At 46.2% G+C, this 20,828-nt stretch carries 18 protein-coding genes; 9 read left to right on the forward strand and 9 right to left on the reverse strand.

Translation table 11 applies throughout. The annotated features are described in order from the left end of the window. The first annotated feature begins 26 nt into the window (after positions 1-26). The 3 genes from F3J22_RS28040 (at position 27) to F3J22_RS28050 (ending at position 3,673) form a co-directional block, all read left to right on the forward strand. Positions 27-722, forward strand: a complete 696-nt coding sequence (locus tag F3J22_RS28040; RefSeq protein WP_167021291.1) for a cell division ATP-binding protein FtsE — start codon at positions 27-29, stop codon at positions 720-722. Positions 723-946: 224 nt separating this feature from the next. Then, positions 947-1,219, forward strand: coding sequence for a 30S ribosomal protein S15 (gene rpsO / locus F3J22_RS28045; protein WP_073087248.1), 273 nt, complete (start codon positions 947-949; stop codon positions 1,217-1,219). Positions 1,220-1,330: 111 nt separating this feature from the next. Beyond that, positions 1,331-3,673, forward strand: a complete 2,343-nt coding sequence (locus tag F3J22_RS28050) for a polyribonucleotide nucleotidyltransferase (RefSeq protein WP_167021292.1) — start codon at positions 1,331-1,333, stop codon at positions 3,671-3,673. Between the two features lie 108 nt (positions 3,674-3,781). Here F3J22_RS28050 and F3J22_RS28055 read toward each other — a convergent pair whose 3' ends face one another. After that, entirely contained in the window at positions 3,782-4,369 is a 588-nt protein-coding gene (locus F3J22_RS28055; protein WP_167021293.1) for a hypothetical protein, read from the reverse strand. Between the two features lie 107 nt (positions 4,370-4,476). Here F3J22_RS28055 and prmA point away from each other — a divergent pair, with 107 nt between their 5' ends. From prmA to F3J22_RS28070, 3 genes are all read left to right on the forward strand, one after another. After that, positions 4,477-5,292 carry a 50S ribosomal protein L11 methyltransferase gene (prmA, locus tag F3J22_RS28060; protein ID WP_167021294.1) on the forward strand — a complete coding sequence of 272 codons (816 nt, stop codon included), beginning with the start codon at positions 4,477-4,479 and terminating at the stop codon, positions 5,290-5,292. 126 nt (positions 5,293-5,418) lie between these two features. Further along, positions 5,419-6,063: a glycerol-3-phosphate 1-O-acyltransferase PlsY gene (gene plsY, locus F3J22_RS28065; protein ID WP_205195753.1), complete on the forward strand. Its 645-nt coding sequence runs from the start codon at positions 5,419-5,421 to the stop codon at positions 6,061-6,063. Positions 6,064-6,239: 176 nt separating this feature from the next. Then, positions 6,240-7,049, forward strand: coding sequence for a M48 family metallopeptidase (locus F3J22_RS28070; RefSeq protein ID WP_167021296.1), 810 nt, complete (start codon positions 6,240-6,242; stop codon positions 7,047-7,049). 185 nt (positions 7,050-7,234) lie between these two features. On the opposite strand, the gene F3J22_RS28075 is transcribed toward F3J22_RS28070, so the two are convergent. Together F3J22_RS28075 and F3J22_RS28080 are read right to left on the reverse strand one after the other, a co-directional pair. Then, the gene (locus F3J22_RS28075) at positions 7,235-8,179 is read right to left on the reverse strand and encodes a hydrogen peroxide-inducible genes activator (RefSeq protein ID WP_167021297.1); all 945 of its coding nucleotides are present in this window, start codon (positions 8,177-8,179) and stop codon (positions 7,235-7,237) included. A 121-nt stretch (positions 8,180-8,300) separates the two neighbouring features. Next, the gene (locus tag F3J22_RS28080; RefSeq protein WP_167021298.1) at positions 8,301-9,629 is read right to left on the reverse strand and encodes a hypothetical protein; all 1,329 of its coding nucleotides are present in this window, start codon (positions 9,627-9,629) and stop codon (positions 8,301-8,303) included. Positions 9,630-9,812: 183 nt separating this feature from the next. On the opposite strand from F3J22_RS28080, the gene F3J22_RS28085 reads away from it, so the two are divergent. Genes F3J22_RS28085 through F3J22_RS28095 form a run of 3 tightly spaced genes read left to right on the forward strand, consistent with a single transcriptional unit; the run spans position 9,813 to position 12,204 of the window. Then, on the forward strand, positions 9,813-10,550 hold the full coding sequence (locus F3J22_RS28085) for a glycosyltransferase family 2 protein (RefSeq protein WP_167021299.1): 738 nt from the start codon (positions 9,813-9,815) through the stop codon (positions 10,548-10,550). A 17-nt stretch (positions 10,551-10,567) separates the two neighbouring features. Then, a complete protein-coding gene (locus F3J22_RS28090; RefSeq protein WP_370459478.1) occupies positions 10,568-11,365 on the forward strand; it encodes an O-methyltransferase in 798 nt (265 codons plus the stop codon). A gap of 47 nt (positions 11,366-11,412) precedes the next feature. Next, entirely contained in the window at positions 11,413-12,204 is a 792-nt protein-coding gene (locus tag F3J22_RS28095; RefSeq protein ID WP_205195754.1) for a PHB depolymerase family esterase, read from the forward strand. Between the two features lie 110 nt (positions 12,205-12,314). On the opposite strand, the gene F3J22_RS28100 is transcribed toward F3J22_RS28095, so the two are convergent. The 6 genes from F3J22_RS28100 to F3J22_RS28125 form a co-directional block, all read right to left on the reverse strand. Then, on the reverse strand, positions 12,315-13,745 hold the full coding sequence (locus F3J22_RS28100; RefSeq protein ID WP_167021300.1) for a TolC family protein: 1,431 nt from the start codon (positions 13,743-13,745) through the stop codon (positions 12,315-12,317). Continuing rightward, on the reverse strand, positions 13,738-16,878 hold the full coding sequence (locus F3J22_RS28105; RefSeq protein WP_167021301.1) for an efflux RND transporter permease subunit: 3,141 nt from the start codon (positions 16,876-16,878) through the stop codon (positions 13,738-13,740). The genes F3J22_RS28100 and F3J22_RS28105 overlap by 8 nt, the downstream gene beginning before the upstream one ends. Positions 16,879-16,908: 30 nt before the next feature. Further along, on the reverse strand, positions 16,909-18,021 hold the full coding sequence (locus F3J22_RS28110; RefSeq protein WP_167021302.1) for an efflux RND transporter periplasmic adaptor subunit: 1,113 nt from the start codon (positions 18,019-18,021) through the stop codon (positions 16,909-16,911). A 191-nt stretch (positions 18,022-18,212) separates the two neighbouring features. Continuing rightward, complete coding sequence (locus F3J22_RS28115) at positions 18,213-18,632, reverse strand: hypothetical protein (protein WP_167021303.1); 420 nt, start codon at positions 18,630-18,632, stop codon at positions 18,213-18,215. A 124-nt stretch (positions 18,633-18,756) separates the two neighbouring features. Then, the gene (locus tag F3J22_RS28120) at positions 18,757-19,179 is read right to left on the reverse strand and encodes a hypothetical protein (RefSeq protein ID WP_167021304.1); all 423 of its coding nucleotides are present in this window, start codon (positions 19,177-19,179) and stop codon (positions 18,757-18,759) included. Positions 19,180-19,219: 40 nt separating this feature from the next. Beyond that, entirely contained in the window at positions 19,220-20,827 is a 1,608-nt protein-coding gene (locus F3J22_RS28125; protein WP_167021305.1) for a RagB/SusD family nutrient uptake outer membrane protein, read from the reverse strand. Position 20,828: the final 1 nt, after the last annotated feature.

Genomic DNA, 20,828 nt, shown 5'->3' on the forward strand with positions numbered 1-20,828 from the left:
AAGCTAGAACTAAACGAAAATTACTGATGACGCCCGAGCAGCCTATTATACAATTGACCAATGCCAGTATATATCAGGGAAATTCGCTGATATTATCTGATGTAAATATTACCGTGAACAAGGGAGAGTTCGTGTATCTTATCGGGAAAACTGGTACGGGTAAGTCCAGTTTATTGAAGACCTTATATGGTGATTTGCCGTTAAGGGATGGTACCGGACAGGTGGTAGGATTTGATTTGAAGAAGATGGACTGGAAGAAGGTGCCATATCTGCGTCGTAATCTGGGTGTGGTTTTCCAGGATTTTCAGTTATTGACTGATCGGAATGTGCATGATAATCTTAAATTTGCACTTCGTGCTACGGGTTGGCAGGACAACAAACAGATCGAAGATAAGATTGCGGATGTGCTGGATAAGGTCGGTTTGGGTACCAAGGGCTTTAAGATGCCTTATGAGCTGAGTGGCGGGGAGCAGCAGCGTGTGGATATTGCCCGTGCTATGCTGAACTCACCTAAGCTGATACTGGCGGATGAGCCTACCGGTAACCTGGACCCGGAAACATCAGATGGTATTATGCAGCTGTTGTTCCGTATTTGCCGGGAAGGTACTGCCATCGTGATGGCTACGCATGATTATATTGTATTGCAGAAGTTCCCGTCGAGGGTATTACGTACGGAGAATGGTCATGTGACAGACAATGCGGCGGTGAATTTTTCCTCTTAAGCATTTGGAGGCAGGAATGAACGGCAGCAGCTGTTAAAACGACCGGTCAAAAATTTGTAGCAGCAATTTTGATTACTAGAAAATTGAATCAGAATTATTTACGTATCAAATAATTCTGAATTAATTATATATTCCCTGTAAATTGGTAATTCATATTTTTTAAATTACCTTTGCACCGGAAAAATAGCGACAAAAAACATTATTATTACTTATTATTATTAAAGATGTCTTACTTAACTGTTGAAAAGAAAGCCAATATTTTTAAGGAATTTGGTGGAAGCGAGAAAAATACAGGCTCTGTGGAAGCGCAAATTGCACTGCTGACTGAGCGTATCAACAGCATTTCCGGTCACCTGAAACAAAACAAAAAAGATTTCTCTACCCACCGTGGTTTGATGAAAATGGTTGGTCAGAGAAAGCGTTTGCTTTCTTACCTGTCCAAAACTAACCTCTCTGGCTACCGTGCCCTGATTGAGAAGTTAGGTATCAGGAAATAACCATGACTTAATTATAGCGCTATTCCCAACTTTCTGGTTGGGAATAGTTTTTTTGTATGCATACGTTTTGTGTTGTGATCATTGCAACTCACATTTAATCCGCACTTATTTATGAATCTGACACCTATTTCAGTGAAATTCGATATAGGCGACGGTCGTATAGTGACCATCGAAACCGGCAAGTTAGCCCGTCAGGCTGATGGTGCTGTTACGGTGCGTCTGGGTGACTGTATTCTGTTGGCTACCGTAGTGGCTAACAAGGAACCCAAACCTGGACAGTCGTTCTTCCCTCTTACTGTTGACTACCAGGAGAAATTTGCATCCGCCGGCCGTATCCCAGGTTCCTTCTTCAAACGTGAAGGCCGTCTGTCAGACTCCGAGGTACTGATTTCCCGATTAATCGACCGTGCGTTACGCCCACTGTTCCCCGACGATTATTTATGTGAAGTACAGGTTTTAGTAACCCTGGTTTCTTCTGACCCTGAAGTAATGCCTGATGCACTGGCCTGTCTGGCCGCTTCTGCTGCACTGGCTGTTTCTGACGTACCTATTCAGGAAATTATTTCTGAAGTACGTGTTGCACGCATCAACGGACAATATGTAATCAATCCTAACCGTACTGCACTGGCTACTGCTGATATGGACTTCATCATTGGTGCTACTGAAAAGAACATCATGATGGTGGAAGGTGAAAGTAAAGAGTGCCAGGAAGAGGACCTGATTAATGCGATTGAGGCTGCTCACGCTGCTATCAGAGTTCAGGTTAAAGCGCAACAGGAACTGGCAGAACTGAAAGGTATTACCGGTAAGCGTGAATACACCAAACCTCACCAGAACGAAGAACTGAAAGCAAAAGTGATTGCTTTCGCTAAAGATAAAATCTATGAAGTAGCAAAATCTGCGTCTGCCAAGCACGACCGTAGTGATGCCTTCAAAAAAATCGCTACCGAGCTGAAAGAATCTTTGGGTGAACTGCCTGAAGAAGATGCTCCACTGGTTGGCGAATACTTCCATGACCTGGAGAAAGAAGTGATCCGTAACATGATCCTGGATGACCGTATCCGCCTGGATGGCCGCTCCCTGGAGCAGGTTCGTCCGCTGGCTATGGAAACTGATATCCTGCCTTCTCCGCATGGTTCTGCACTGTTTACCCGTGGCGAAACACAGTCCCTGACTACTGTTACCCTGGGTACACCGGAAGATGAACTGCTCATCGAAACTGCAGCTACTTCCAACTACACTAAATTTATCTTACACTATAACTTCCCTCCATTCTCCACCGGTGAAGTGAAACCTATGCGTGGCCCAGGCCGTCGTGAAGTAGGTCACGGTAACCTGGCGATGCGTTCCCTGAAGCAGATGATGCCAGGCAGCGAATACGCCTATACAGTGAGAGTGGTATCAGATATCCTTGAATCCAACGGTTCCTCATCCATGGCTACAGTATGTGCCGGATCACTGGCACTGATGGATGCGGGTGTGCCTTTACCAAAGCACGTTTCCGGTGTGGCTATGGGTCTTATTTCCCGTGCTGCTGATGGTAAATGGGCTGTATTGACCGATATCCTCGGTGATGAAGATCACCTGGGTGATATGGACTTTAAAGTAACCGGTACCCGCGATGGTATCTGCGGTATCCAGATGGATATCAAAGTAGATGGTCTCAGCATGGACGTTATGCGCCAGGCATTAGCCCAGGCAAAAGACGGCAGACTCCATATCGTCAACGCGATGTATGACGTAGTTCCTGCCGCACGTCCTGAACCTAAACCACATGCGCCACGCATGGAGAAAATTGTCATCGATCGTGAATTCATCGGTGCAGTTATCGGACCAGGTGGTAAAATCATTCAGGAAATCCAGCGCGAAACCGGTACTACCATCAACATCGAAGAAGTTGGTGAAACCGGTGAGGTAAGCATCTTCTCTGCACAGAAAGAGGGTCTGGAAAAAGCCCTGAGATGGATCAAAGGCATTGTGGCTGTTCCTGAGGTAGGAGAAGTGTATGAATCAGTGGTGAAATCTATCATGCCTTACGGTGCATTCGTAGAATTCATGCCTGGTAAACAAGGACTGCTGCATATCTCCGAAGTATCCTGGAAACGCCTGGATACAATGGAAGGTGTACTGTCTGAAGGTGAAAAGGTAAAAGTGAAACTGACCGGTACTGATCCTAAGACTGGTAAGTTCAAACTCAGCCGTAAAGTGCTGATGCCTAAACCTGAAGGTTATGTGGAAAGACCTGAGCGTGAAGAGCGTGGTGAAAGAGGTGATCGCGGCGACCGTGGTGATCGTTTTGACCGTGGCGACAGACGCGACAGAGGTCCACGTGACGACAGACGCAATGGCGGTGGCGACAGACGCGATAACAGAGGTCCACGTGAAGATCGTGGCCCGCGCGAAGATCGTAACCAGCCTGAAAAGCCACAGGAACCTTACTTTGATGAACAATAAGTTTTTCAGAGAAAAATAAAAAACGGCCTCTACTGAGTAGAGGCCGTTTTTATTTTAAGGCATTGCTGCCATATCATCTGCCCGGAGGGCGTGAAATAACTCTCTTTATCAGAACCTGCGTGCCAGCTGTTCTTCTGCAGCATAGGTACTTTCCCTGAATATCTGCTTACCGTCGTTGAGGCGGAAAACCCTGAATGAGCGGCCATTTACCGGCTCTACGATTAGCTTATAGCTTGTTACCGGCAGCTTTGGCATGGCAAACTTCTGGATTACCTTTACCTTGGCGGCATTCAGGAGGTCGGCCATGATGCTTTCCAGGTAAGGCAGCAGAATGCCTTCATCTTCATCCCAGATCATATACATTTTAGTAGAAACATACCGGATATCAGTATGGGAAGAGTCTGCCAGGAAGCAAAAGGCTTTCTGGAAATGGGCGGCCATATCAGCTTTGCTGAACTTCACGAAAGTCAGGTGGTTGATGGCGCGGCCGCTGTATTGCTGGCGTGGCAGGGAAGTATCGAGCGTATTCATGTAATCCATTACATCCTGACGATTGATAATGATCGTGGCGTTTTCCCCTTCATATACGATAGAGTCGGTGAATGGCTTTTCCGGAGGAGGTACCTTGATAACGGTTTGTGCCATGGCCGTGCAGGAGACCAGGGCGGCTGATACCAGCAGCAATAATGTTTTCATAGGTTTATGATATGATATTAATAAAAATCAAATATAATATTATTTCATTCTTTTACAACATCTTAATAAGCCAGCGTTAATGTGGGGATTCTTTATATTTGCCGCATATGTCACATTTTGCAATAACAATACCCGTTAGCGGGGATCAGGCAGAGATCCTGATTGCGCAGTTAGCAACTGTAGGATTCGAAGGTTTTGAAGAGCAGGAAACGCAGCTGGTAGCATTTATACCTGAGTCAGATTTTGATGAGCAGGTATTACAGGAAATGCTCGGTACAAATTTAAGCTATACGAAGGAACTGATTCAGCAGCAGAACTGGAATGCTGTCTGGGAGAGTAATTTTGATCCTGTGCTGGTAGATGATTTTTGTGGTATCCGGGCAGATTTCCACCCGGCTTTTGATCCTGCGCCGCAACATGTGATTGAGATAACGCCGAAGATGTCTTTTGGAACGGGGCATCATGCCACCACTTCTTCCATGATCAGGCTGATGCGTGATATTTCCTTTGAAGGCAAGACGGTATTTGATTTTGGTACAGGTACCGGCATTCTGGCGATCCTGGCGGAGAAGCTGGGCGCGAAGGAAGTGGATGCCATCGACTATGATGAATGGGCAGTAAACAATACAAAAGAGAACCTGGAGGCCAATCATACAACTAAAATACAGGTCTGGCAGGCGGATAATCTGGATGCTATTTCAAAAAAATATGATATCTTGCTGGCGAATATCAATTTTAATGTACTGTTGCAATATATGGCAGACATGCGCCGGATATTATCCCCTGGCGGCATCCTTTTGCTAAGTGGTATAATGCCAACCGACGAGACACAGATCGTAGCAGCTGCTACACCGCACGGATTTCACCTACAGCAGAGAATAGAGAAGAACAACTGGCTGGCACTACAGTTTAATGTGCAATAACAATTGAGCATGTGAAAAAATACATATAAAAGTTATTGATTTTCCAACTTTTGTGTTATTCGTATTTCTAATATTCGCTTAATTTTAACACATTATTCGTTATCTTGCAATTCCTAACTTTTCGTGATGACAGAATTTTTATTGCTTGTTTGCGCTTATCTGATAGGTTCTATACCAACCGCCGTGTGGGTAAGTAAAGGCGTGTTTGGTATGGATATCCGTGAGTATGGCAGTGGTAATGCCGGAGCAACCAATACCTTCCGGGTACTGGGTCCGAAGGCGGGTACCTTCGTGATGGTGGTGGATATGCTGAAAGGCGTACTGGCAGTTCGTCTCGCTTACCTGGCACCTTACTATCATGATCCGGAGCACCTGACTCAGCTGGTGAACTTCCAGATCGGACTGGGGCTGACAGCTGTATTAGGTCACATTTTTCCTATCTGGGCAAACTTCCGTGGTGGTAAAGGTATTGCAACGCTCTTTGGGCTGGTACTGGCTATTCAGCCATTGGTAGCATTGTGTTGCGTAGGCGTTTTTCTGATGATTTTATTTCTGACAAGATATGTATCATTAAGCTCTATCATAGCTAGTATCGCTTTCCCGATCCTGATATTGTATATCTTCAATGAACCTGAAATATTCTATCGCATATTTGCTATAGCAGTAGCTTTGATGGTAGTGCTGACGCACCAGAAAAACATCACCAGGCTGCTGAAAGGAAATGAGAGCAAGGTGCCTTTGTTCCGAAACAGGGAGAAAAAGCACCACTAAGCGGCATTTAAAACTATTTTAAATATAAGAGAGCTTATTGAATATGATTCAGTAAGCTCTTTTTTTATTGCCACAGGCTGGGTTGGCGTTGGATTTGCTGTAGCAGAAGAAATAACATAAAACATAAATATTTCTTACGTTTGCAGCGCTTTTCACAAAACTGAATTGACAAACCCATGAAAAAGATCGCACTTTTCTTTACTGTCGCAAGCCTTATGTACGGATGTGGTAAGGCGCCTATAACTGGAAGAAAACAGTTACTGCTGTTCCCCGAAAGTACCATGGAATCCATGGCTTTAACAGAATACCAGACCTTCCTGACCTCCAATAAAGTAGTATCCCAAACTACGAGCAAGGATGCCGATATGGTAAAACGTGTAGGCCAGCGTATAGCCGCAGCTGTTACCAATTACATGAACCAGCAGGGAAATGGGGCTTCAGTTTCCAATTACAAATGGGAATTCAACCTGGTAGATAGTAAAGAAGTGAATGCCTGGTGTATGCCTGGCGGTAAAGTAGTGGTATATACTGGTTTGTTGCCCGTAACCCAGAACGAGACTGCGCTGGCAGTGGTAATGGGGCATGAAATTGCGCATGCCATTGCACAGCATGGAAATGAACGTATGAGCCAGCAGGCGGCACTGCAGGGTATTCAGGTTGCCGGTGCGGTAGCATTGGGTAAGAATCCGGCGGCAGTAAACCTGTTCAACCAGGCTATTGGCGTTGGCGGTAACGTTGGTATTCTGGCGTTCTCCCGTACAGATGAGATGGAGGCGGACCATTTGGGTATTATCTTCATGGCATTGGCGGGTTACAACCCACAGGAAGCGATTCCTTTCTGGCAGCGTATGGCGGCGATGAGTGCCAATACCAGCAAGCCACCTGAGTTTCTGAGCACACACCCCAGCGATGAGCGTCGTATTCAGGCGTTGCAGGGACTGATGCCGGAGGCGATGAAATATTACAAACCGGTAGGTAAATCTTAATAGCACTTTGTGCAGAAGAAAAAGCCAATAGCGGTTGCTATTGGCTTTTTTTATGTAGATTGATAGTAGCGATTTTGTTCACCTGACACCTTCGGTATCAGGTGTTGGAGCCACCCTTCGGGTGGGGAGGTTGCGCTTCGCGCATCGGAATCAGCGCCGCTTATCAGTGTTCCCGTCGCGGGAGATTAATCGTTAACGATCTCTACCACTTTCTTATTCCTTTGCACTTTCATCTTTTCGGGCACATGTGCCAGTATTTCGCCTTTAAATGCCTCAATCAGCGCCTGTTTTATAAAGTGCCTGTGAGTAACCAGGCTGATCTCCCGAACCGGCTCAGGGGTCTTAAAATAGCGAACCATGCTTAGTTGTTTGCTATTCAGGTCCTGGAGGGAAAGTTCAGGCAGGATGGTATAACCTTCGTTGAGGTCTACCATACGTTTCAGCGTTTCGACGCTGCCGGTATTGTATTCCAGGTTTTTGTACTCGCCCATGGTGAATTTATCTTTACAGATATTCAGCACCTGGTTGCGCATACAGTGGCCTTCGTTGAGCAGCCATACTTCCTTGACATCCAGGTCTTCCGCGCGGATGACCTTTTTCTCGAATAGCTGGTGATTACGGGAGGTGTATACTACAAAGGACTCATAGAACAGCGGGTGTTCTTCGAGGTGTGGATTGTGCAGCGGAGTGGCCAGCAGACCGCAGTCGAGCAGTTCCTGTTTCAGTTGCTGCATGATCTGATCTGTAGGATATTCCCAGATTTCCAGTTTCACCTTCGGGTATTTTTTCATGAAACCCGTGAGGATACGTGGTAGGAGGTAGGGTGCGAGGGTAGGAATAATGCCTACTTTCAACGTTCCCTGTACTTCTTTTTTCTGGTCTGCTATGATTTCGCGGATACGCGCATTTTCCTTGAGGATGATTCTTGCCTGTGCGATGACTGCCACGCCTATTTCTGTTGGCACCACAGGCAACTTACTACGGTCGAAAAGTTTGATACCCAGTTCGTCTTCCAGTTTCTGAATCTGCATACTCAGTGTGGGCTGGGTTACAAAGCATTTCTCTGCTGCTACTACAAAACTTCTGTAGGTATCTACCGCAACAATATACTCCAGTTGTACAGTCGTCATTTGCTTTCTTTAATGCGGTAAAGGTATCGATAAAATCTATATAATATCAAAAAGAAATCGGGGATTTAAGGATGTTTTAACCTTAAATCCCCGATACCGGTAATTTTTATCAGGATGACTACTAGAAGATTCTGTAGCGGTACTTGATTTTCTCTGTATTCTGGTAGAGTTCTTTGATATTGATGGAAGCCTGGATTTCTTGTACAGCTTCGGTTTTCAGGTTTCTGAATTCGGCCTGTTTGTTATCGATAATGCTTTTATCGGCGAGGCCGTTATCCTGTGCAATTTTGAGACCGTTGTTCACTTTGGAATAGTAGGAATCCAGGAGTGTGAAGTACTCATTGTACAGGTTTTCGAAACGTTTTGTTTGCAGTACGAGGTCTTCCAGCTGGTTGTTTACTTCTTTCAGGTTTGGATTTTCGCGCAGTAAGGACTCATAGTCGATACGCTTGTTTTTGCCGGTATATTTGGCTTCCAGCTGATTGAAGAAGTCGATGACCTTGTCTTTTTTGAAGTCGAAGAAGTATTCGTTCATGGTTTGGCTCAGCGGCTGATTTCCTTTCTGTGGAGGTGGGAATTTCAGGCTGGTGGCGGTAAACGACAGGTGGTCAAAGAGATTTTCCTGGAGGAGTCCGAGCTGGTCTTTATTGAAGTTAAGGCCATATTCGAACTTCTGGTTGGCATCATTGAGCGCTGTATAGTATACTACGTATTTATTCAGTTCTTTTTCAAATTCCTGCAGATTTTTCTGGCTGATCTGTTTGTTGTTTACGCTCACACTGTGCAGGAAGTTCATCACGGAGTTGGCGATGGCCAGTGGTGGTGTGAGGGAGGTAAAGCTCTGGAAGATAGGACTGTTGATAATGGATTTTGTTGATTCCACTATTTTACTGTTTTTATCTCCTTTATCAGATTTATTCTGGAGGATGATTTTTTCGACCAGGTCAACGATACGATCGCTGAGGGAGAAGCCAAGGGCTTTACTTTCCGGGTTGTTGAGTGATGTAATGAATACATCGAGGTTATTGGTAGTAGTACGTGATTTTAAGTCAATGATTTTTTTATTCAGGAGGTAGTATGTTTCGCTGGCATTGATAACATTCATTTTAATGAGGTTATACTTATCCATGTTGTCCAGCTCTTTACCTTGTAAGAGTGCCTGAATATAGTTAGTGTTTTGTTTATCGCTGTCTGTTATACGCTGGATTTCGTCCAGGATTTTTTTAATTGTTGTGTCAGAAGTTTTAATAGTTGGTGCTACGGTTGATTTTAATTCCGGCTCCTGGGCCTGTACGTTGAAAGATAATAGCAACACAAACAACACCGGGATTAATTTCCACCATTTTTTAGCGTTAGGTTTTTCAGCCAGATTTACTAACGGTAATGCCACGCCGCGCTTTGGACCTAAGCTGTAACCATGCCGCATTTCCGTTGGTAGGTGATTTAACATGCTTCTTTTGCTTTTTGTTAACAAAAATTTAAGAAAATATGATGCCAAAAACATCAAGGAACAAAGATAAATAATTAATAACAGTTAAAATTAAATCATGATGGATGGTTGTTCAATTATATTTTGAATTATCATAAGGTAAGTTACCTTTGCACCCTAAACCTACAAATTATATCCACCTTCATGCTGAATCAGAAAAAGATCGTGGTAGTGTTACCGGCCTACAACGCAGCGCTTACGCTGGAGAAGACATACAGGGAAATCCCTTTTGACATTGTTGATGAAGTTGTATTGGTAGACGACTGCAGCAAGGATAATACGATAGCCGTTGGGCAGGAGCTGGGTATTAAGCATATTATCCGCCATGATGTAAACAAGGGCTATGGTGGTAATCAGAAATCCTGTTACAATAAAGCGCTTGAACTCGGAGGCGATATTGTTGTTATGTTACATCCGGACTACCAGTATACGCCAAAGCTGATTACCGCCATGTGCAGTATCATTGCAAATGATGTTTACCCGGTGGTTTTCGGCAGCCGTATCCTTGGAAAAGGCGCCTTAAAGGGAGGAATGCCGATGTACAAATACGTATTTAATCGTTTCTTAACATTAACCCAGAATATCCTGGTTGGTCAGAAACTGAGTGAATATCATACCGGTTACCGTACTTTTTCAGCCGAAGTATTGAGAAATATCAATTATATGGCTGATAATGACGACTTTGTGTTTGATAATGAGATGATTTCACAGATCTTCATGAAAGGTTATGATATCGCAGAAGTAACCTGTCCTACAAAATACTTCGATGAGGCGAGCAGTATCAACTTTAAGCGCAGCGCCATTTACGGCCTGGGTGTATTAAGGGTATCTCTCCAACATCGACTGCATAAATGGGGCATCATCAAAGGAAAGATTTATTAACGAAATAACCAGATATAGTGAGTTTAGCGCAACAGATCACCGTAGCCCGAAAATATCTCCGGTATTATCTTACCGCAGGTAACAGACATGACGTGCATTCCCCTTTTGTATTTTCGCTGATAGAAGATGTATTGCGGGATAAGCAGGAACGTCCTGAGTTTGGGGAGATTGAACTGTTGCGCAAACAATTACTGGCCAGCGAAGGCACCATCCAGGTAACGGACCTGGGCGCCGGCTCACTGGTATCTAAAGGAAATGAGCGGAAAATTGCGGATATCACCCGCTATGCAGCCAAACAACCTAAGTTCGGGCAGCTGTTTTACCGCCTGATCCAACACCTGCAGCCTAAGAATATTGTAGAACTGGGCACTTCCATGGGGCTCTCTTCCGCCTATATGGCCAAAGGGGACCCTAACGCTACCGTATACACGATAGAAGGATGTCCGAATATTGCAGCGCAGGCTAAAAAGAATTTTGACTCCCTCCATATTAACAACATCCAGCAGCGAATAGGCAATTTTGACACGGTACTACCGGAATTATTGCCTCAGTTAAGTAGTCTGGACTGGATGTATATCGACGGCAACCACCGTAAGGAACCCACCTGGAATTACTTCCTGGAAGCACTGAAATATGTGCACGAAGACACCGTATTGATATTTGATGATATTCACTGGACACCGGACATGGAAGAAGTATGGCACCGGATCCAGGACAACGAACAGGTAACCTGCACCATTGACCTGTTTTTCATTGGATTAGTATTTTTCCGCAAAGACCTTAAGAGCAAACAGCATTTCATTCTTAAATACTAACTTGCAATAACACAGTTCTGATAGTATATTAGGTAAAATTTCCTCTTATGCGCTATCCGTTATTGCTGTGCTTATTCATATTGGTATTGGGTATGAATGTGAAGGCACAAATCCCCGACTCTGTTTACAGTTACGAATCGTATATCCATAAGGGTGATACGCTTCGTTACCGTATGATGACCCCTTTGCATTATGATATTCAGAAACGTTATCCCCTGATCATATTCCTGCATGGAGCAGGCGAGCGTGGCAGTGATAATAAGGCACAGCTGCTGCATGGTGGCGCCTGGCTTGCTACTGATAGTCTGCGCGAAAAATATCCTGCCTATGTTATCTTTCCGCAATGCCCTGCCAACACCACCTGGGCCCCGATGAATATTCAGCGGGATGGCAACAACCAGGTAACAGGTGTGGATTTTCCGATTGATGGCGCCCCCACAAGGCCAACAGCCCTGCTGAAGCCGCTGCTGGACAGTTTGCTGGCCACTGGTAAAATAGATCCTTCCAGGGTATATATCGGTGGTTTATCGCTGGGCGGCATGGGTACTTTCTATATGATCACCAAATACCCGGAAATGTTTGCTGCTGCCTTTCCTATCTGTGGTGCCGGTAATGTAGCCGCTGCAGGTAATTTTGCCGGTAAGGTACCGGTATGGATTTTCCATGGAGATGCTGACCCGGTAGTGCCGGTGCAGGGTTCCAGGGTATATGCGGAGAAGCTGAAAAGTCTGGGTGTGGAATATAAATACACTGAATATCCGGGTGTACAGCATAACAGCTGGGATAATGTGTTTAAGGAGCCAGGTGTGGTGGAATGGCTGTTCCAGCACAAGAAATAATATTAAGTTTTCCGGATTTGGCGATCGCCTTCGGCAATCGGCAAATCCGAAAAAGCAAGGGGTCGGCCATTGGCCGACCCCTTGCTTTTTCGGATATAAACGACAGGAGGCTAATTCCCACCAAGCGCTCTATATAATGTAATCATCCCCTGATAAACATTTCTACGGGTACTGATCAGCGTTAATTCCGCTTCCAGCACGCTTTTCTGGGCAGTGATAACTTCCAGGTAATTGGCGTAGCCGGTGGTAAACAAGAGGTTGGAAGTAGATACTGCTTCTCTTAATACCGCTACTTCTTCTGTTTTTAACTTCCAGGTATCCTGCTCGTTGAGGACTTTATTCATGATGGTGGATACCTCCGAATAGCCGTCAACGATCGTTTGCTGATAGCGGTAAAAGGCTGTCAGGGCGTTGGCCTGGTTTATATTAAACTGTGATTTTAATTGCTGCTGGTTGAATACCGGCATGGTGAGTGCGCCCAGGGCGCCCCAGGCAATACTTGCAGGAGATTTAAACAACAGCTCCGCCTTAAAAGCGTTATAGCCTGCATATGGCGTGATGGTCAGCGAAGGGAAGAAGGCTGCCCTGGCTGCTTTTACATCTGCATTGCCGGCGGCGAGCTCCAGTTCGGCCTGTTGTATATCCGGGCGCTGTAGCAGCAGTGTACCCGGTATACCTGTGCTGATAGCACCGGGAATCAGGCTAACGGTGTCGGTACTACGAACAATGGGCCGTGGTAAACGTCCCAGTAGTGCATTCAGCTGGTTTTCGGTGGCAACGATCTGTTGTTTGACGGTGTTTTCCAGTGCACGCGTGCTGAGGAGCTGTGCTTTAAACTGCTGTACTGCCAGCTCTGTAGCACGGCCACCGGCTTTTTGCACTTCTACGGTGTTAAGGGCAGACAGCTGCAGGTCCGTATTGCGACGGATGATGTTCAGTTCATGGTCCAGCGCTACGAGGTCGTAGTACAGCGTGGCTACGCCGGCAATCACCTGTGTACGCAGCAGGCGTTGTCCTTCCCGGGTAGCCAGGTACCGGGAATAGCTGGCGTCTTTCTGAGCGCGCAGTTTTCCCCACAGGTCTATTTCCCAGGTACTTCTGAAGCCAACGAAGAATTCCGGCGTAGGACTCACCGGTATTTTCTGGTCTTTATCAATATTGGGTGAGAGATTGGTATCATAGTTACCAACACCGTTGAGGGTGTAGTCGCCATATTTATCGGCGCCGGCGCTCACCACAGCGTTGACTTGTGGCAGCCAGGCATTGCGGGCCATCCGTAGCTGCGACTGCGCCACTACCACGCGCTGGCTGGCGGCGAGCAGGTCGAAATTGGCTGCCAGTGCAGTATCTATCAGTGTTTTAAGATTAGCATCTTTAAAAACGGTGGTCAATGCTGCCAGATCGATGGTGTCTGCAGGAGCCGCCGGCAATGTTACCGGCACGGGTGTAGCTACCTGTTTGGGCAGCTTACAGGCACTTACACCTGTAACAAGTGTAAGTGCGTATATGCTATAACGTAAGTATCTCTTTTGATTATTCATTCGTGTAACTGTTTAGTACTTCCTTCTTTTTACGTGTCATGGATGCAAAGAGGACATAGAGTCCGGGAATGACGATCACGCCGAAAATGGTTCCTATCAGCATACCGCCAGCGGCAGCAGTACCGATAGACCTGTTACCCATAGCGCCTGCGCCACTGGCGATACACAGCGGTATCAGACCGGCGATGAACGCGAAGGAGGTCATCAGAATTGGTCTTAACCTGGACACCGCGCCTGTTACGGCCGCATCCAGCACATTCGCGCCATGCTTGTTTTTCAGGATGGCAAATTCTACGATCAGGATAGCGTTTTTACCTAAGAGGCCAATCAGCATGACCAGTGCTACCTGTGCATAGATATTGTTTTCCAGTCCTAATAATTTTAAGGAGAGGAAAGCCCCGAAAATACCGGCGGGTAAAGAGAGGATTACCGGCAATGGTAACAGGAAGCTCTCGTATTGTGCTGCCAGCAGGAGGTATACGAATACAAGGCAGATAATGAAAATGTAAATCGCCTGGTTGCCGGAGAGGATTTGTTCTCTTGTCATCCCGCTCCATTCATACGTATAACCGCGAGGCAGTTCTTTTGCGGCCACTTCCTGTACCGCCTGTATTGCCTGGCTGCTGCTATATCCCGGAGCCGCGTCGCCATTGATCATGGCGGCGGTGTACATATTGTAACGGGTAAGTTGTTCAGGTCCGTATACGCGTTCCAGTTTGATAAAATCCGCGTAGGATACCATCTCCCCACGATCATTCTTCACATGTAATGCCAGCAGGTCTTCCGGTTTTGTCCTGTACCGCGGATCTGCCTGTACCATTACTTTATACATTTGTCCGAAGCGGATGAAGTTAGACGCATAGTAGCTACCCATCAGTGTTTGCAGGTTACTCATGGCATTGTCGATGCTGACACCTTTCTTTGCGGCCATGGCCTGATCTACATGAATCATGTACTGCGGGAAGCTGGCGTCGAAGCTGGTAAACGCGCTACCTATTTCAGGACGGCGTTTGAGCGCATCAATGAATTTATCGGTAATGTCGGCCGTTTCTTTGATATCGTTACCGCCGGTTTTGTCGAGCAGGCGCAGCTCAAAACCGCTACTGTTACCGAATCCGGGTACGGTTGGAGGTGGGAAAAACTCGATGGAGGCATCTGCCACCCCTGCTGTTTCTTTCTGTAATCTTTCTATAATATCCTGTACGGATGCCTTACGGTCTTCCCATGGTTTCAGGTTGACCATGGCCATGCCGTAGGAGGCGCCGGCCACTTCATTTACCAGGCTATATCCCGCAAGTGTAGATACAGACTCCACTTCATCAGATTGCGCGGCGATGGCCTGAACCTCGTCGAGCACCTTTTCTGTACGTTCAACAGTAGCACCTGGTGGTGTTGTTACGTTTACGTAGATCATACCCTGATCTTCCGTAGGAATGAAGCCGGAAGGGAGGATGGCGCTCACTCCCCAGGTTGCGATGAAGAAGAAGATCAGGCAGGCGATGGTGATGACGCGGCGGCCAGCCATCTTTTTAATCAGTGAAGCGTATTTATTCTCAGTAGCATTATAACCTTTGTTGAAGCCTGCAAAGAAACGCTGTAACAGGCTTTTCTTCTTCGGTGTGCCATGATTGTGTTTGAGCATGATGGCACAGAGTGCAGGCGTTAACGTTACTGCGTTGATACCGGAAATGACGATGGAAATAGCCAGTGTAAGCGAGAATTGCCGGTAGAAAACGCCCACCGGACCAGAGAGAAACGCCACCGGAATAAATACCGCCGACATCACCAGTGTGATGGCTACCAGTGCGCCGCTGATCTCTTTCATCGCCTCCAGTGTGGCTTCCATTGGTGGCAGATGTTCTTCGCTCATCTTCACGTGTACTGCTTCTACCACTACAATGGCATTATCTACCACAATACCAATGGCCAGAACAAGGGCAAATAAGGTGAGCAGGTTAATAGAAAAGCCCATCATCTGCATAAATGCCAATGTGCCGATCAGGGCTACAGGAACGGCTAAAGCCGGTATGAGTGTGGAGCGGAAATCCTGCAGGAAGATAAACACCACGATAAATACCAGGATAAAGGCTTCGAACAACGTACGTACTACTTCGTGGATACTGGCATCTAGGAAGCGGGAAACGTCGTAGTTGAAGTTGAACGTCATGCCGGGAGGAAATGAAGTTTTTTTCATTTCTTCCATTTTGGCTTTTACGTTGTTGATAACATCGCGTGCGTTGGAACCCGGGCGCTGTTTGAGCATGATAGAAGCAGATGGTTTGCCATCGGTTTTGGAAACCATGCTATAGGTGAGTGCGCCGAACTCCACGTCAGATACATCTTTCAGCAGTAATACCGTGCCGTCATTGCCGGCGCGGATGACGATATTTTCATATTCCTTAGGTTCGAAGAATTTCCCGGTGTAGCGTAGAACATATTGCTGCATCAGTGGATTTTTATCGGAGCTTTCGCCGGTTTTTCCGGGAGCCGCTTCGATATTCTGTTTGCGTATTGCCTGCACCACTTCCTCGGAAGAGACGTTGTAAGCCAGCATGCGGTCGGGTTTCAGCCATACACGCATCGCATATTCCTTGGCGCCCATGATTTCCGCGCGGCCAACGCCATCAATACGTTTCAGTTCCTGGAGTACGTTGATATCGGCGAAGTTGTAGATAAACTGTTCGTTTAGTGTGGTGTCTTCACTCATGATGTTGAGGTAGAGCAGCATACTGTTTACCTCTTTTTCGGTGGTAACACCGGCTTTGATAACTTCTTCCGGTAATTCGTCGATGACGGTGGCCACGCGGTTTTGCACGTTTACAGCGGCCTGGTCGGGGTCGGTGCCTACCTGGAAAAACACCTGGATAACGGTGATACCGTCGTTACTGGATACGGACGACATATACGTCATGCCGGGAACCCCGTTGATGGCTCTTTCTACGGGAGTAGCTACGGCTTTGGCACATACTTCGGCGTTGGCGCCGGTATACTTTGCCGTTACAGTTACCGACGGCGGTACGATATCCGGGAATTGGGTAACAGGCAGCGTGAATAGCGCTAAAAGCCCTACCAATGTGATAATAAGAGATATGACCAGTGATAGCACCGGTCGTTTTATGAATGTAGAAAACATGAATTGTCAGTTTCGGTAAAGCAGTGTTGTTTATAAACTCAGTAAGCTGTCCATGGCTACAGATCTTGGTGCGATCTGCATACCATCACGGATATTGCGTACGCCTTCACATACGATCTGTTCGCCGGGCTGAAGGCCGGATTCCACGATGTAGAAGTGTGCAAACCTGGTTTGCGGAACGAAGTTTTTCATCTTTACTGTTCCGCCCTGGTCTACCACGAAGACGTAGTTTTTATCCTGCATTTCAAAGACAGCTTTCTGCGGGATGATGACCGCGCTGTCCATTTCGGAGGTGAGTTTTACTTTACCGCTAGCACCATGTTTCAGCAGTTTGGAAGGGTTGGGGAAAGTAGCGCGGAAGGCAATGGAGCCGGTATTTTCCTCGAATTCACTTTCCATGGTTTCTATCTTTCCGATGTGGTTATAATCCGAACCGTCGGCCAGTACCAGTTGTACTTCGTTGTAGGAGTTGTCTCCTTTGTCTGTCGATTTTTTATATTTTAAATATTCAGTTTCAGAGACGTTGAAGTAGGCGTACACCTCACGTGTATCCGACACGGTGGTGAGGAGTGTACCTTCGGATATCAGGCTACCTTTTTTCAGTGGCAGCCTGTCGATGATACCATCGAAAGGCGCGCGGATACTGGTAAAGGAGAGGCGCATCTCTGCATTGGATACAGCGGAATTGGCCTCTTCAATTTTTGCCTGTGCAGCGGCCAGTTTAGCTTTGGCTACTTCCAGTTCAGAAGCGGCAATTACTTTTTTGTCCGTCAGTAATTTTACTCTTTCCAGTTCCAGTGCGGCAGATTTAGACTCCGCTGTTAAGCTGCTGAGGACAGCTTTCGCCCTGGATAGTTCGGCGCGGTATTCGGCATCGTTGATGCCGAATAGCAGCTGTCCTTTCTTCACTTCCTGTCCTTCATCTACATAAATTTTATCTAAAAACCCATTTACGCGGGCACGGATTTCTACGTTTTGAACTGCCTGTATATCGGCCACATAAGCACGGTGCAACACAGTGTCTTTTGCAATGATCCTGGCTACAGGTAATGATTTGAGGTCTTGTTTCTTTTCAGCTTTGGTGGCACAACCGGCCATGAAAAGGGCGATCAGCGATGTATAAATCCCTGTATATTGACGCATAGCAATAAGTATTTGGCCTCGTTGAGGCATACAGCAAATGATTTTGCTCGCAAAGCGCGCAGAGAGGCACCTTCGGCGCAATTTTTTGCACGCAAAGCAGCATAAGGAGCAAAACAGCAAAGGCCTGCGTTTTGTAACACAGTCTTTGTTGATGAGGATAATAGAGAAATGGGTTAATGAAAATGCTGTAATCAGAAGGGAGTGAACCTGAAAAGGAAAGAATAGTATGCCGGCTTGAGCGGTTTTCCCAGCAGGAAACTGCCTGATTTGATATCGGCGAGATTAATGCTGTATTCCGTGGTATCCGTGTCGAGGTAGGTGACACGATTGGCAATACTGTACTGCTGGTTAGTAGCAGAAAGATAATATTTAGTCTTGCGACGTTTGACTTCATCGTGAACACGGTCCGGAATATCTTCATCGTCGTTGTCCACGGTAATCTGAAGCTGCTCTGCCACATCCTCCACAAAATCTTCACTGGCTTCAATTGCTTGTAATTTTTGCCAGACGGTGAGGGGATGCTTTAAAGAAAACGCCTTTGCATGTACGGCAGTACCCAGCTGTAGCGACAGCAGGATGACAGTACAAATGATATAGCGCAACTTCAACATCTTGCAAAAATAACAGATTAATGAGAATTTCCTTGCTGTAAATTGGTGAACGGTAAATGCAAGCAAGAAAAACGGCATCTCAACTAATTGAGATGCCGTTCATTTTATATAAATGTATTTGTGGTTATGAGCCTTTTATGACCAATGTATATACGTTTACGTTTTTCCCGCTCTGGGATGTTACGGTATATGTTCCCCCATTCGTATAATCGCCCATATGTCCGAGTACTGGTGAGACCTTAGCATATTTGGATTGTGACGACATCACAAATCTCACATTAAGATTTTTAATGTCTGTACCAGGTTTGAGTGTTACAATGATCTGCAACGGATCGTTTGGACTGGCCAGTTTTTCTACGTTCGTAACCGGATCGGTCACGATTTTAGGTACAGATTTACTGGCAGAGACGTCATTTTGTGTGGTATCTGATACGACGATATCCTGTACCAGGGCCTGGTCACTTTTGGCGCCGATAGGCTGCAGGTCAGCCTTTGAGCAAGCATAGGCGCTGATGAAAAGAAAGGCTGCTATAATATATTTATACATATTTTATCTTTTAGGTAGATGATTGAGTAGATGAAACTACTTACCAGTTATCGTTTTGTTTGAGATTACTGTTTTTGATCATTTCAGAAAAAGGAATCGGCATGTAGTACATATAAGGGAGGAATACAGAAGGTTTAGGATCTACCACTACGCGCTCATATTTCCAGCCGTTACCCACTTTGGTGATCTTCATGCCGGTGTATCTTCTGCCATTCAGCACGTTGGCATTATCTGCGATTTTCCATCTTCTCAGGTCCCAGTACCTTTTCATTTCTATGCACAGTTCTACATAACGCTCATTTCTGATGAGATTACGCATAGAATCCTGTGTGATGTCTGTAGTCAGCTGATTGGTGATACCAGCGCGTGTGCGGAGGGTATTCAGTGCATCTAGAACGGTGCCATCAGGGCCGGTGGCCTCGTTGCGGGCTTCTGCATAGTTAAGGAGGATTTCGGCGTAACGGATTTCGATCCAGTTCTGGTCGCTTCCTTTACCTGAACTATAGCCTTTATTGGTTTCATCGACGCCTTTACGCTGATAGTAACCAGTAGTAGTGCAGAAGGATTTACCGATACCATCCGGGTCATCTACGTGCGTGTATTGCGTTCTGCCGCAGTAATCGGAGCCATTGTACACGATAGCGGCATAGAAGCGTTTATCGCGGCCAACATATGGATTATTTGGATCGTAGCCGCTCTGTGCCTGTGATATACCATAGCCATTCGCCATCGGGAAGGCATCTACCAGCTCCTGGAGTGGACAACGTTTAGGACCGATACCATTGGCGAGTGATAATGGTTTTGCCTGTGCATCCCATCCATGCTCTTTGTCAGGCTTGCTGTATTGCACTTCAAAGATTACTTCGCTATTGCTTTTATCCAGCATGATACGACGAACATCACCGTAGAGGGAGTACTGCTTGAGGTCCATCACTGCTTTGGCAGCCTGTGCTGCGTTTTCCCAGCGGGTTTTATCGTTGGTAGTGTTGTACAGCTGGCTGGCGTAGAATAACAATGCTCTTGATTTAAGTGCCAGGGCGGCGCCACGGGTAGCTCTGCCTGTCTGCGTCTGGCCTTTGTCTGGCAGGATAGCAGCTGCTTCATCGCATTCCTTTACGATGAACTGGTAACATTCATCGATGGTATTTCTTTTTACCAGCAGATCATCGTTGATGTCTTGCGGCTCAGTGATGATAGGAACACCGCCGTATCTTTTCACCATATCGAAATAGGTGATGGCGCGGAGGAATTTGGCTTCGCCGAGATATTGCTTTTTCAGTGATTCCTTGATGGTAGATTTAGTAGTAATGCCCTGGATGAATTCATTTGCCTTGCGAACATCTGCGTAAGCCCAATAATCGAAATAGTTGGAGGAAGACGTCCAGGCGCCTGCCAGGATATTGAAAGGGTTACCTGTGCTGGCACCGATGCGGGTTTCATCACAGATGTTATCCTGGATAGGCGGGTTACCATTGTCAAAACCCGGTCTGTTGGCGTAGATATTATTCAGGAAGAGACGGGTAAGATTTTCATCTTTCCAGATAGCATCTGAATCTACCTGGTTAAGACTGTTTTTCTCTAATACTCTTGTACAGGAAGATGCAAAGAGCAGGAGTAGTATTGATGCGATATATATGTTAGACTTCATG

This window comes from Chitinophaga sp. Cy-1792, from assembly GCF_011752935.1.
GTDB lineage: Bacteria > Bacteroidota > Bacteroidia > Chitinophagales > Chitinophagaceae > Chitinophaga.

Coding starts and splice junctions, on each gene's coding strand:
- F3J22_RS28040 (WP_167021291.1), top strand. CDS start 27: ATGACGCCCGAGCAGCCTATTATACAATTGACCAATGCCAGTATATAT.
- rpsO (WP_073087248.1), top strand. CDS start 947: ATGTCTTACTTAACTGTTGAAAAGAAAGCCAATATTTTTAAGGAATTT.
- F3J22_RS28050 (WP_167021292.1), top strand. CDS start 1,331: ATGAATCTGACACCTATTTCAGTGAAATTCGATATAGGCGACGGTCGT.
- F3J22_RS28055 (WP_167021293.1), bottom strand. CDS start 4,369: ATGAAAACATTATTGCTGCTGGTATCAGCCGCCCTGGTCTCCTGCACG.
- prmA (WP_167021294.1), top strand. CDS start 4,477: ATGTCACATTTTGCAATAACAATACCCGTTAGCGGGGATCAGGCAGAG.
- plsY (WP_205195753.1), top strand. CDS start 5,419: ATGACAGAATTTTTATTGCTTGTTTGCGCTTATCTGATAGGTTCTATA.
- F3J22_RS28070 (WP_167021296.1), top strand. CDS start 6,240: ATGAAAAAGATCGCACTTTTCTTTACTGTCGCAAGCCTTATGTACGGA.
- F3J22_RS28075 (WP_167021297.1), bottom strand. CDS start 8,179: ATGACGACTGTACAACTGGAGTATATTGTTGCGGTAGATACCTACAGA.
- F3J22_RS28080 (WP_167021298.1), bottom strand. CDS start 9,629: ATGTTAAATCACCTACCAACGGAAATGCGGCATGGTTACAGCTTAGGT.
- F3J22_RS28085 (WP_167021299.1), top strand. CDS start 9,813: ATGCTGAATCAGAAAAAGATCGTGGTAGTGTTACCGGCCTACAACGCA.
- F3J22_RS28095 (WP_205195754.1), top strand. CDS start 11,413: ATGCGCTATCCGTTATTGCTGTGCTTATTCATATTGGTATTGGGTATG.
- F3J22_RS28100 (WP_167021300.1), bottom strand. CDS start 13,745: ATGAATAATCAAAAGAGATACTTACGTTATAGCATATACGCACTTACA.
- F3J22_RS28105 (WP_167021301.1), bottom strand. CDS start 16,878: ATGTTTTCTACATTCATAAAACGACCGGTGCTATCACTGGTCATATCT.
- F3J22_RS28110 (WP_167021302.1), bottom strand. CDS start 18,021: ATGCGTCAATATACAGGGATTTATACATCGCTGATCGCCCTTTTCATG.
- F3J22_RS28115 (WP_167021303.1), bottom strand. CDS start 18,632: ATGTTGAAGTTGCGCTATATCATTTGTACTGTCATCCTGCTGTCGCTA.
- F3J22_RS28120 (WP_167021304.1), bottom strand. CDS start 19,179: ATGTATAAATATATTATAGCAGCCTTTCTTTTCATCAGCGCCTATGCT.
- F3J22_RS28125 (WP_167021305.1), bottom strand. CDS start 20,827: ATGAAGTCTAACATATATATCGCATCAATACTACTCCTGCTCTTTGCA.